The sequence below is a fragment of the Sharpea porci genome, from assembly GCF_009695655.1.
GTDB classification, from domain to species: domain Bacteria; phylum Bacillota_I; class Bacilli_A; order Erysipelotrichales; family Coprobacillaceae; genus Sharpea; species Sharpea porci.
The window spans coordinates 1-13,195 of the sequence record NZ_VUNM01000044.1 but is presented as its reverse complement, the minus strand read 5'-3'; the positions used below and the strand labels follow the sequence as shown (position 1 = coordinate 13,195).

General features: G+C 31.0%; 11 protein-coding genes. 2 read left to right on the top strand and 9 right to left on the bottom strand.

Features of this window, described 5'->3' with window-relative positions:
- The coding region (locus FYJ79_RS11775) for an IS3 family transposase (RefSeq protein ID WP_154518721.1) at window positions 1-94 on the top strand (94 nt) is incomplete at its 5' end.
- Between the two features lie 499 nt (window positions 95-593).
- On the opposite strand, the gene FYJ79_RS11770 is transcribed toward FYJ79_RS11775, so the two are convergent.
- From FYJ79_RS11770 to FYJ79_RS11740, 7 genes are all read right to left on the bottom strand, one after another.
- Window positions 594-881 carry an IS3 family transposase gene (locus FYJ79_RS11770; RefSeq protein ID WP_154518718.1) on the bottom strand — a complete coding sequence of 96 codons (288 nt, stop codon included), beginning with the start codon at window positions 879-881 and terminating at the stop codon, window positions 594-596.
- Window positions 882-1,119: 238 nt separating this feature from the next.
- Complete coding sequence (locus tag FYJ79_RS11765; RefSeq protein ID WP_154518715.1) at window positions 1,120-1,269, bottom strand: hypothetical protein; 150 nt, start codon at window positions 1,267-1,269, stop codon at window positions 1,120-1,122.
- Window positions 1,270-2,011: 742 nt separating this feature from the next.
- Window positions 2,012-3,991: a hypothetical protein gene (locus tag FYJ79_RS11760; protein WP_154518712.1), complete on the bottom strand. Its 1,980-nt coding sequence runs from the start codon at window positions 3,989-3,991 to the stop codon at window positions 2,012-2,014.
- Window positions 3,992-4,009: 18 nt separating this feature from the next.
- Entirely contained in the window at window positions 4,010-5,464 is a 1,455-nt protein-coding gene (locus tag FYJ79_RS11755; protein ID WP_154518709.1) for an oligosaccharide flippase family protein, read from the bottom strand.
- A gap of 12 nt (window positions 5,465-5,476) precedes the next feature.
- Window positions 5,477-6,364, bottom strand: coding sequence for a glycosyltransferase family 2 protein (locus tag FYJ79_RS11750; protein ID WP_154518706.1), 888 nt, complete (start codon window positions 6,362-6,364; stop codon window positions 5,477-5,479).
- 105 nt (window positions 6,365-6,469) lie between these two features.
- Entirely contained in the window at window positions 6,470-7,576 is a 1,107-nt protein-coding gene (glf, locus tag FYJ79_RS11745) for a UDP-galactopyranose mutase (RefSeq protein WP_154518703.1), read from the bottom strand.
- Window positions 7,563-8,807: a hypothetical protein gene (locus tag FYJ79_RS11740; RefSeq protein ID WP_154518700.1), complete on the bottom strand. Its 1,245-nt coding sequence runs from the start codon at window positions 8,805-8,807 to the stop codon at window positions 7,563-7,565. Before FYJ79_RS11740 ends, glf begins: the two co-directional genes overlap by 14 nt.
- A 209-nt stretch (window positions 8,808-9,016) precedes the next feature.
- Between FYJ79_RS11740 and FYJ79_RS11735 the strand changes: the two genes are divergently transcribed.
- Window positions 9,017-10,612 carry a peptide ABC transporter substrate-binding protein gene (locus FYJ79_RS11735; protein ID WP_154518697.1) on the top strand — a complete coding sequence of 532 codons (1,596 nt, stop codon included), beginning with the start codon at window positions 9,017-9,019 and terminating at the stop codon, window positions 10,610-10,612.
- 197 nt (window positions 10,613-10,809) lie between these two features.
- On the opposite strand, the gene FYJ79_RS11730 is transcribed toward FYJ79_RS11735, so the two are convergent.
- The gene (locus FYJ79_RS11730; protein ID WP_154518694.1) at window positions 10,810-11,586 is read right to left on the bottom strand and encodes a DUF4422 domain-containing protein; all 777 of its coding nucleotides are present in this window, start codon (window positions 11,584-11,586) and stop codon (window positions 10,810-10,812) included.
- Window positions 11,587-11,588: 2 nt separating this feature from the next.
- Window positions 11,589-12,974 carry an exopolysaccharide biosynthesis polyprenyl glycosylphosphotransferase gene (locus FYJ79_RS11725; RefSeq protein ID WP_173655431.1) on the bottom strand — a complete coding sequence of 462 codons (1,386 nt, stop codon included), beginning with the start codon at window positions 12,972-12,974 and terminating at the stop codon, window positions 11,589-11,591.
- Window positions 12,975-13,195 lie beyond the last annotated feature (221 nt).

Here is a 13,195-nt window from a genome sequence, read left to right as displayed (position 1 = left end):
TGATTATATCATATGGTATAATACCAAAAGAATAAAGGCATCGTTGGGCTATTTGAGCCCTATGGAGTACAGGCAAAGTCTGGGACTAATTTGAAATAACATGGTCCAAGAATTTGTCCGCACCCCCCTATGTTCAAAATCGACTAATATGTAGGGAGCAGACAAATTATTTGACAGTTTTATCAAATTACTCCCAGGCTTTGCCGATATTCCATAGAGCCTTATGGCCCAATTATACTTTTATTCTTTTGGTATTGTACCATACGATAAAATCGTTGATATTTGTGTATTCATTTCAATGTTCACTTCAGTAAAATTTCTCCAAAAACATCTCATTCTTCATCCTGTCAAAGAATCCTTCAAATGCTGAATTATCTAGCAATCTGCTTTTTTGATATGCTTTTGGTACATCTATACTTATTCACACTATCTATCCATCCAGGCCACCGATAATGGCAGCCTAGATTGTTATCGTCGATTGTTTTTTCATCTTCTTTTAGCCTAGAATGATAATCATCCAGCATATTATTAACTTAATTTGCATTGGGACTGATACTTACTATCCAGCTTGGTATCAGTCCATAAAAACACTACTATTGATGAAAATATACTTTCCCTTCAGGTATTGAGAATTTTGTGATATTTAAAATCACCTTGTCATTAGGCTTTTCTAAATGAAAATCTCTACCGATAATATTCTCTAATACTTCATCAATTTCTCCTTGATACGAGCTGAATTTACTGAGTTTTCTGACTTTTACTGCCAGATTATTATCTTTCATGATTTGTCTTACGATTTTTTCGGATCCTACGATGTTATCTTCTCTAAGAAGAGCATGAATCCTTCTATAACCGCATCTTTCTTTGTTTTCCTTGAACAATTAGATGATTTTTGACTTTATTAACATATATTTATACGGTAATTGCTTTATCTTGCGTTGATAAAAGTAACTGCTTTTAGATACTCTAAGTTTTGCAAGAAGCTGTGTGCTGAATATTTATTCTTTAGGGCATCGATTATCATTGCCTTCTCTGCATTTTTCAGGCATAACAGGTAAATGTCCTGTTTTTTTAATATTCTATTGTCTGTCTTAAAATATCGTTTTCCAACTTCAAATTTTATATCTTAGCTGCCAGTTCAGCATAATTAGAACCATTATCAGCCGTCTCAATACCGATTAAGGTTTCTCTTGAAAAAGCTTCCTTTTTATTTAATATTACCTCTGCACATCCAGATAAATACAGCTTTCTCCAGGTTTCAATAATCACCTTTGATTTCCTTATTCTACTGATATTAATTTTATACCCCCCATATTTTCAAAGAAGCGTTGAATTATTTCAACTTTTTTTCTAACGATAGGTGGCATCTATGTTCCTGTAAATCTTATAGCTGCATGACTTGCATTTCTTTTCATATTTCGATTCTTGATTCAAATATTCATATTTTTCCTGCTTGGATATCCAAGATTATGTATTCCCATATCAACCAATTCCGTCTCATCATGAAGTTAGAGTACTATCTTTTTCTCTTTCACATTAAATGGCATTTTATTCCGCCCTAGTCATTGCTAGTTCAAGAATATGTCCATATCCCTTTTTGAAAAACAAAACATAACATATCATTAGTTCAATCGTAAAAGCAGATCGTTTGATAATGCCTGTCTTAATTTTTTATTCTTAAATCAAAAAGGAAGAGACTTATTATCGTATTTGCAAAGACTCATAATAAACGTACAGAAGCATCTTAAATATATCTAATCCTGATACTATCATTAACGAAATCACAATAGCTTAGGCTACTGTTCATGAAAAATCTTAGCATAAACTTACACTTGCGATTTCCTCTTTGTTGACTTAAAACCAAATGTTAAGAACTATACCTGTGATATTGTCTTAATTGAATCTATAGGTAAAGTTGATTTTTTATACTTCTACTTAGCCATAGTATATCTAACTTGATTTCCATTAGTGACATCAATTCCTTGAAATATATGTAATAAAACTGAAATAACTAGCTATCCCTGTAGTAAACATAGTAATTAGCATATTCTGAATAGATTGTATTACCATATTGATGGAATCCTTCACTTTCTAATTCTTTCTTTCCACCTTTATCCCACATTACAACAACATTTATAGGATATTCTCTTAATACGTTCATAAACTCTTGAGTATTATCTTTATTTGGATTAAATTGAAAGTTAATATATTTTGTAACATCATCAGTTTTGAATCCATCAAATACAGTATGACTATTTTCAATGTCAGCACTCCATCTACAAATGATAGTTAAGCTTTTTATATTTGGAGCAAAAGCTCTTACTGCACCAGCAACTCTTAAGGGCATTAAATCTACCAATCCATTATAATACATACGTGTATTGATTTTATTCCCATCATAGCTTTCAAAAGGAACAAGTGCATAAACATCTTTATGAGTTTCATCTTCTATTTGTTGTAGACGTTCGCCAAGCTCTTTAACAGCTCTTGGTGTTAAATATGGATTTTTAACATATACCTTTAATTCATTGATAATATAGTATATTGAACCTTCTTTTGCATAAAGCGATCCGAATGCGATACATCCTATCACAATAAACAATACTATATTTCTAATTAAACTTATCTCTTTGTTAAAATTCAAAGAATAAAAATAGAAAAAAATCAAAATAGATGTTACAAGTACAAAAAAGATAAATAGTGAAGCTATCATCCTACCGAATACAAAGGAATATTGACTTGCAAGCTCTATAATATTATTAAAAGGACTTAACCCTGATATTGCAAACAAGGAAAAAACATAGGATACAAAAGAAATATTCTTATATTTTTTTAATACAAGTAATATAAATATCACAATAAAAGGAATAAAAACAATTGATGAAAAATTGTTCACAAAATAATTTATGTTTGAGCTTCGCTCATAATTTAAATTAAATAGTGAAATTTTATTTTCTATCGCTATGCTTAACCCTAGAAGTACTAGTATGAATATAACCAGATATTTTTTATTTTTATTCCAAAGAATTGTTAAAATAAATGAAATAAATGATAATGCAATAATTGGTAAGACAATACCAGACTTGGAGACCAGCGTAAATGAAGTTATTACAAAAAATAATAATCGCTTAATTATTGATAAATCATTATCAAAAAAAATATCAAATAACCAGAAAAATGCCATCATCATTACAACAGCTGAGCCATAATACGTAGCAACATTTACTATCCAACCATCTCTTACATATAATATTTTATTATATGCAAGTGCATTATAATCAAAGAAAGCGATAATAGCTAAAAGACTTACATATTGTAATTTATTCCTCTTTATGGGTTTATCCATCATAAAATTTAATCTTTCTGCCGTAACATATATTGTACATACAAATAAAAAGCGATTTATGAATGAAATAAAACCTCTGAAGAACAATGTAGGCGTCACTCTTGTTATAAAATAATAAACAGACATTTCAAGTTCATGAGTATTCAAATTTCGAACATCGAAGATGCTTATAGGCGAATAAAATCCTGTTTCGTAATTTGCATTAAAAGGATTCTTCATAAATGGTAAAGATGCCATCTTTACTAAATAATAGGAATCATCATTATACCCATTATAAAAGAAGTCATAGTTGTAAAAGACAATGAATGCTCCACAAGCCAATGTGGCAACAATAACAACCCAATAATCTTTTAAATACTGCAATAGAATATTTTTAGTAAGATATTGCTTTCTTTTTATTAGAACATATATACAACTGAAAATAAGTAAAAAATCAATTATTAAAAAAGATAAAAAGTATGTATCCCAAGACAGCTTTAATATTTGAACAATTACACCAGGAATAAACAATAAAAATGTATTAATAACATAAGCTGCTACAATCTTATAAGGAACACTTTTATGAGGAAATAATGTCGTCCCTAGTAAATAAAGGAAATTTAGATATCCAAATAAAAATAATACCCCTTTTAAATAATTAATCATATAAATACCTCATAATCATTACTTAATAAGATGTAATTTTTGTAATATTTCCTGGGTAATTTCAGTTACAAGTGTTTCTTTCATAAGTAGTAGCGTTATGCCATAGACTCCAAAGAAGCACAATGCAGAAATAACTAAAGCCAAGAAGACATGCAGGTTCAGCATTTGCACCCAGACCGATGCCAATGTAGCTAACACAACAGCAAAAATAATCTTATAGTATTTGACTGTCTTAAAGAGATCAGGAACTTGATTCTTAATGCCAAAATATTGTACCAATAGTACAACAAGTTCAGCTACAAGTGTACCAATCGATGCACCAGATGATCCTAACGAAGGAATCAAAATGAAGTTTATTATCAAGTCAGTTAATGCTCCAGCGATTTCTGAATATAATACTATTTTTTCATATCCTAGCGGAACAAGAATTTGTATTCCAGTTATATTTGACAAACCGATAAATAGTACTGTAAACATTATTAACTGCATCGGAACAACTGAAGGTCCAAATGCTTTTCCTGATAAAAAGAAGATACCTTGTTTTGCGAAAATAATAAAATAGATTACAAGTGGTGTTGCAATTAAAAAAACAAAATTTATTGCTTTTTTAGCAAGTATTTCAAATTTCTCATTTTCACCTTTTTCAATATAATATGCAGCCCTAGGTAAAAGAACCGTTCCAAGTGATGTTACAACTGAAACAGTAATGCCTTTAATTTTAACAGCTGCCGTATAGTAACCAACCTCAACGTCATTTTTCATAAAACCCAGCATAATTGTATCGAGGTTAGTATAAACTGTTACTGCTATAGACATTGAAAAGAATATTAGAATTGGTTTAATGTGTTGTTGCAAGTTATAGTGCCCGACAGGCTTAAAGTCCACAAATTTTCTTGCATTTATAAAATTCAAAATAAATGAAGCGTAAGAGGAAACAACTGTTATAACCGCATAAATAAGATAATCACTCTTGCTATGAACAAGCATGAACATAGCAATTAGACCAATCAACTTAAAAACAATCGATCTTATCGTGATATAGGTATATTGTTCTAGTGCTTTATATAACCATTCCATACCAATAGTAGTCAAGACTATTGTAAAACTGATGATCACATAAAGCATTTTTTCATTATGCATTCTTGGAACAAATAGAATCGCTAAGGCTAGCCCAATATAACTGATCATTGTAACTATAATATTGATAAACAACAACTCATGGACTGTTCGTGTCAATTGTTCTCGATTATCTCTTACCTTTGCGCATGCTCTAATACCATAGGTTGGGATGCCTAATTGGGCAAACATAGAGAAATAATTGATAATAGAAATCGCAAAATTAACTTTTCCTATACCTGAAGGCATCAGTACTCTTGATGCATAAGGAAAGGTAATAAGAGGAAAGATAAATTGCGACATTGTCAGAATTGAATTCATAATAAAATTCAATTTTAGAGATTTCTGCTTAGCCATAGTATCTCCTAATTACTCTAAGTATTCGATAGGTGGATTAAATTTCATACCTTTGAAAGTATTCGATAAAATAATCTTTAATCTTTCACCTTTTCGATCATTCTTTCTAAATATCACTCTAAGGCAATGCATAACAACACGTTCAAACTGTCTAAAACGTCCATAAAAACCTTCACGCTTACAAACATAAATTTCATTTCTATATGCATATGGATAACGCCACAAACTTTCTGACATATCTCTAGAAATATCAGAGCCGATATTGCTCTTACATTTATGCGTAACCACGCTATCATTAACGAGATAACCAGGGTATTTCATAGAAATACGTCTAGAATATTCTAAGTCATCTGACCAAATAAAGAATTCTTTTATTGGCAATCCAACTTCTCTAACAACTTCTGTTTTCACGAAGAAAGACACAAACGTTGCCATAACAATCTTGACTAGAGGTGTTTCCCAGTCCTCAACATTCTTTGTGTATGTTTCTTTTACAAGATTCATACGACATAGATTACCATCTGTCCACAACACTTTACTGCTTAAAAAGCCATAATTGCCTTTAAGCTTTTCATCAGCAGCCATAAGTTTTTCTAATGAATCTTCATGAACAATACAATCATCATCCATCAACCACATATAATCACAGCCTAATTTATAAGCTTCTTTCATGCCAAAATTAAACCCGCCAGCTCCTCCAAGATTATCTCCTGTATTCACATAATGTACTCTTGGATTATCTAATAATTCACTTATATATTCCTTTGTTCCATCTGTTGAAGCATTATCAGTAACTAATACTTCAAGCCCAGGATACTTATTATTTAATAGAGCTTCAATTGCTTCCTTAAGAAGAACTTTTCTATTAAAAGTCACTACTACTGCTATTATCTTTTTCATAACTTCCTCCAGTAATTATTTTTACAGTTTTTATTGTACTAGAAATCTCCTTTAAAACAAGAACAAAAAGGGGAGATGATTCATTTATCAACTCCCATTATTTTGTTAATCCAATTCCTTCTTCACACAATGTAATGCAGCAGCTACTGTATCATCCATATCGAAGTACTTATAAAGACCAAGTCTACCACCAAAGATAACCTTGCCTTCATCATCAGCTAACTTCTTATACTGTGCATACAAAGCATTATTCTTGTCATCATTCATCGCATAGTATGGCTCATCACCCTTATGCCATGTTGCTGGATATTCTCTTGTGATCACTGTCTTTGGCTGTGTGCCAAATTCAAAGTGCTTGTGTTCGATAATACGTGTATATGGGATTTCATATTCCTCATAGTTCACTACGGCATTACCCTGGAAGTTTTCTTCATCAAGTACTTCTGTTTCAAATCTTAGTGATCTGTATTCAAGAGTACCTAATTTATAATCATAATACTGATCAATCATACCCGTATAGACAATCTTATCAGCGATATTTTCATATTCTTCTCTATTTTCTAAGAAGTCTGTATTAAGTCTTACTTCAATACCATCAAGCATCTTTTCTACAATCTGTGTATATCCACCAATAGGAATACCCTGATAATCATCGTTGAAATAGTTATTATCATAAGTAAATCTAAATGGTAATCTCTTGATGATAAAGGCTGGTAATTCCGTACATGGTCTACCCCACTGTTTCTGTGTATAACCTTTGACAAAGATTTCATAGATTTCCTTACCACCAAGTGATAAAGCCTGTTCTTCTAGATTCTTTGGATTCTCCACAGCAACCTTCGCTCTTTCAGCTTCAATCTTAGCTTTAGCTTCAGCTGGTGTACGTACTTCAGGCCAAAGCTTAGAGAATGTATTCATGTTGAAAGGCATGTTGTAAACCTGGCCCTTGTAGTAAGCAATAGGGCTATTTGTATATCTGTTGAATTTGGCGAACTGGTTCACGTAGTTCCATACTTCTTCATTAGAAGTATGGAAGATATGTGCACCATATACATGTACATTAATGCCTTCTACTTCCTTTGTATAAATATTACCTGCGAGATGATCTCGCTTATCAATAACTAAGACTTTCTTGCCTCTCTTGTTGGCTTCATGGGCAAAGATTGCTCCAAACAAACCTGCACCAACTACTAAATAATCATACTGTGCCATTTTTTCTTTCTCCTTTTATCAATTTTAATATTTCTTTATTTGAAAGCATAATAATTGAACCTAATAACAATATAAACGGATTCATTTGAATATTCAATAAACGTGGTTCGATAATTGAAATCACAAAAATAACTGCAAATATAAACAGGCTATAATTTCGATTTTCAAGATACTCATGTTTAATCGCCAACATATATAGTAAGATCATAACCAACATGAATACTATTCCAAAAGACAATGCGTATTGTAAATAAGAACAATCTACATAATTATAATCAATCTGATCGAAGGTTCTATAAATACCACTACCTCCAGAGCCTATCCACTCAATCTTTTGTCCAAACATTTTAAGCCCATAATAGCTTAAAGCATTATTTCCTAAAAGTAACCTTTGACTTAGCAATTGATTAAGCTTAGAAAACAAAGATGAATTACCATTATAAAACACTGACGAAATGAAAGAGATAAGAATTGAAAACAGCAATATACCATTAACATAGATTGATTTTGCGATTTTCTTTAATACTCCAGGTCGACATGAAAACAAAAGTCCTAGTCCTGTTGCAAACAATATAATAAGAAAATCTAATCGTGAATCAGACATTTTGAAAAAAATAAAATTAAATATATTGCTTAAAAAGAAGTCTTTAATTCCAAATTGATCTTTTTTTAAATATATATACATGAGTACAATAAAACAATAATGTGATAGGAACTCCGTTGGATAAATATAGCCATAAGAATGACGAATTGTATCTCCCCTCGTTATTATTACATCAGGTAAAAATCCAAAATATCCTCCTAGTACAGTCAATAAAAACACAATGACATTTAGAATAATGATTAAGTGAAGCGTTTCATCAAAATCATATTCACTCGCATTCACGATCAACAGTAACAATATAAGAGGTATCATTTCTTTACTTACAAGCATTGACGTAAACGAAGCTAAGATAAATAACAGAAGCAATATATGTTCCTTAAAAAACACTAATGTTTTCCTAATCATTCCTTTAAGGCTATTATGTAAAACTTTTCTATAAAAAGACTCACAAGCTAAAAAAGCTAACACAAAATAGCATAAATATCGCAATAATTTAAATATTTTCTCAAACTTCCACATTTGAGCAACTACAGTTATTGTTATTAATTGTGTAAAAATTAATAACAATAACGTACTAAGATAAATATACATTCTTCTTCTAATAAACCAATTATATATCTTATTCATTCTAGTTCTTACCTCATTAATACATTCACAATGTATACTATCATAAATCTACTTATCTTCCAACATTATTTACTTGATTCAATTTAGAAGTAAACCAATAACTGTGTTTGAAGAACTAATAACTGTGTTTTATTGACATTAAAAGTGTGAAAGTGTAAATTTTATATGAATGATTTTTTGCCTAAATAATAGGAAGAAAAGAGGAATCTATGAAAATAAATAAATTAATCATTTCTGTTCTTTGTTTTTTGACTTTAACCGGGTGTACAGTTAAAAATGATTCAAGTAAAAAGATATTGCGAATTGCGACAGACAAAACAATTAAAACGCTAGATTCATCAAAAGCAAATGATGATACATCTTATACTGTCATACGTATGTTCACCGAAGGCCTTTATGATTTTAATAGGTCTCATGAAATAAGCAAACGCATAGCGAGTAAACATTCCGTCAGTTCTGATGGTCTAACACATACATTCACAATAAAAAAGAGTGCAAAATGGTCAAATGGTGATGATGTAACAGCTGATGATTTCATATATGCTTGGAAAAGAGCATTATATTTACACACACCAAATTCCTATTACTTCACTTCTGCTGGTATTCATCTTAAAGGAGCAAATGAAATATATCAAGAAAGTCATCCATCAATAGAAAGCTTAAATCAGTTAGCCATAAAGAAGATTACAAGTAAAAAATTCCGTATTACTTTAACAGAAAAAGTAAATGAATTATCTTACCTTTTATCATTCCCAGTTTTTTATCCAATCAATCATAAATTTGCCCAAAGTTGTGGTAGCAATTATGCTACACAGCCCCAATACTTACTATCAAATAGTATGTATGTTTTAAAAAACGTATCTAAAAACAAACTCATCCTAGATCATAATAAAAAATACATCAACAAAGATGCAGGTAATGTTGAAAAAATCTTATTCACTATGAATCAAAGTTCTTCACAATCCATTAATCAATTCAAACAAAATAAAATTGATTACACTCAAATAGACCTTAAGCAAGCAAAATCCTTCAAAAAGAAAGATGTCCTTATTAAGACCGATGAGAATAGTATGGTTTATTTGACACCTAATTTTAATAATACTTATCTAAAAGATAAAAATATAAGAAAAGCGATTTCTCTAGCGATTAATCGTAATCATTTAGTAGAAAATGTCCTCGACGGAAATGCCTATGTTGCAACTGGAATTATTCCTTTGAATTATAACTATAATAAATCTAATCGTCCCATCAGATCCGTCAATGAACATAATTACTCATATTCTATTAAGGAATCTAAAAAGCTCTTAAAAAAATCACTGAAGAAAAACAAAATAACCTTAGAGCTAGTATACAGTAATAATTCTCAAATTGCTCATTATTTAAAGAAATCAATAGATAAAACAAAATTACTAAAAATTAAATTAAAAAAAGTTAATGATATAGATGAATATCTTAAAACACATGACTTTGCACTTGCTTTAACATCATTTAAACCCTCTGTAAACAATAGTGTTGAATTTCTCAATTATCTAAAAGATGGTTTTGGATATAATTATGGGCACTATTATAATAAGCAATTTGATTCTCTTGTTTCATTGCATGATACAGGTTTTGATGAGGATGAAAGATTCTATATTACCATTGCAGCAGAGAATCAAGCTGTAGAAGACATGGCTCTTATTCCTCTAGTACAAACACAAAACTTCTACTTAATGTCAACTAAAATTCAAACAATGGGAGATAATAGTATAGGTCACTACACTACCTTTGTACCTGATAATTTTACTTATACAATAATCAAATAAATCCAAATATAGATATTCAGAGGTCTGCTTAGCAGACCTCTTATCGTATACAAGAAAACTGTGGAATCATATGCATCAAGGTGCATACCGACACCACGATTATTTAAAACGCCAAAATAGCGACACCCTTCACTGTATGTAAGTTGCCGCTATTTTTTTATAACTCAATTTTGTTTCAAGACAAATCCTATCTTTTTTTAAAAGCTTTCACCATATTTCTTATGGAAGAATTTAGCTTTAAGGAAACCTGTGCCTTTTTTCCACATATTAACTTTTTCCATGTAAATAAATGGTACTTCCTCATAGCTATAACCATTCTTCATTAGCCATACATCAAGTAATCTTTCAGATACTCTTCCTGGATATCTTGCATGGAACGATGAATAATTGGCATCTTCGAATCTCTTTGTAAGCTCAAATAATATATCGAATAACCAAGTACAATATTCATCAAATTTATCTTTCTTCATAATAAACATATTAAATGCATGTTGGCTTCTTTCCTGCATATGTTTATCAAAATATGGTTTATATTCAGGATACTTTTCTTCAAGAATCTTTCCTGCTTCATCCAACGGCTCAGGATACATTGTATGTGCATAATGATCATGGATAGTCTCGATATAATACTTTCTTTTCTTTGTGAGTATAATATCTGTTTTATCGAATAGAACGCTTGCTTCTGCTTGCGTAAGTACTTCCTTGAAAGGATCTTTCTCTTGTTGTTTTCCCTTAAAGTGTCTGCGATAGTGTGCTAAGCCGATATACTCAGCATCTAGATTCTTCCAAGCCCAATATAAACCTGTCAATTCACAAAAAGCAGAATTAAGCTGAGAAATATTCTCTCCTTCATTATCTCTCTGATATCCTAAATCTTCTTTACCTTCAGATCCAACCTGTACAGGTACATACATTGGATCAGTAGGCATTTGATATTTCTTATGTGTTGCGACAATAACTTTGATATCTTTCATAATTATCTTGCACCCTCTCCAAAAATAACACCTAAAGCTGTTCTTAAAACAATCTGTAAGTCTAAGAATATACTCTGATGATGTACATAATAAAGCTCCAAATCACAACGTTCTGGATAATCAACATCACTACGTCCATGACTTGCCCAATAACCAGTTAAGCCTGGTTTAGCTGAAAGGAATTCTGTGACACGATCGCCATACCATTCTAGTTCTTCTGGAATAACTGGACGTGGTCCAATAAGTGACATATCACCTTTTAAGACATTAATAAACTGCGGAAATTCATCAAGCGAAGTCTTACGAAGAAACTTACCTGCTGCTGTAACTCGAGGATCATCTTCGAGCTTAGCACTTCTCTCCCACTCAGCTCTCCTCTCCGGATCTTTCGCTAGAATATCCTTTAATACTTCCTCTGCATTAGGAACCATACTTCTAAACTTATAAACATTAAGGTCTCTGCCATATCGTCCTACACGTTTTTGTTTATAGAAGATTGGTGCATGATCTCCATGTGCCAAGTTCATGATTTTTACAACGACTGCAATTGGAAGAATAAACAAGCATCCAATCAGTGAGAAGAAGATATCCATCATTCTCTTTAATACAGCATCGATAGCTCTTGGCTTTCTTCTTGATGCTGAGATAATAAGAATACCATCAAAATCTCTAATAGATGAAGAGAAATTCATCATATGATTATCTTCAGGCATATACTTGACATGGTCGACAAGCTGTGAAGCATCTTCCATAGCAATATCAAATGATCTTTGGTCCATATCAGGTTCAACGATTGATATCTGTTCGATATGTTTCTCTTTAACGATTTTTCGTAAGTTTTGATAATTGAAAACTTCATAATTAAATAATTTATGACTCTTTTCTAAATCAACTACATTATTAAATTGTTGGTCAAACTTACTGCAAGCATTCATATCTACAAAGCCAACAATTCTTGTAATCGCAAATCTATTATTATTCAGCGTACGGCCATAATCCAATGCATCTTTGCCTGTACCAATAACTAATGTATTTCTAACAAGGAATTTTCTAAAGACAATACGTAGTGTTCTTGATAGGAATATGGTAATAAAGTACATGATGATTGCCAAAAATACGAGATATCTTCTCTTATCCTGGAACATAGATGTAGGAAGAATGATTATATATGTAATAAGATAAAAAGCTGTTGCTTTTGAGACATGTTTTATTTCATTCCAAATTAATGCATCTTTGATACTATAATGCCCACACATCAACATATAAATCAAATACAATCCTAAAGATTGTCTTAAAATACCCAAGTTGATATCCAATGCAATGAAAATATAATAATATATAATTGCTTCAAGCAGCGCTAATATTACTGCATATAGTTTTCTTTTCATATTTAAAATCCCTCGCATTACACATTATACACGAAAATAATACTCTTTTGAATATCAATTTCAACTATTCAAAGTGAAACAATCATTGAAACATAATAGGGTAGACAGGAAATAATATCAATACTGAGATTAATTATTATTTCTGTGCCTCCCGTTGCACCGTACGTACGGATCTCGTATACGGCGCTACATTTATATGATAAATTCAAACTAACTTAGAT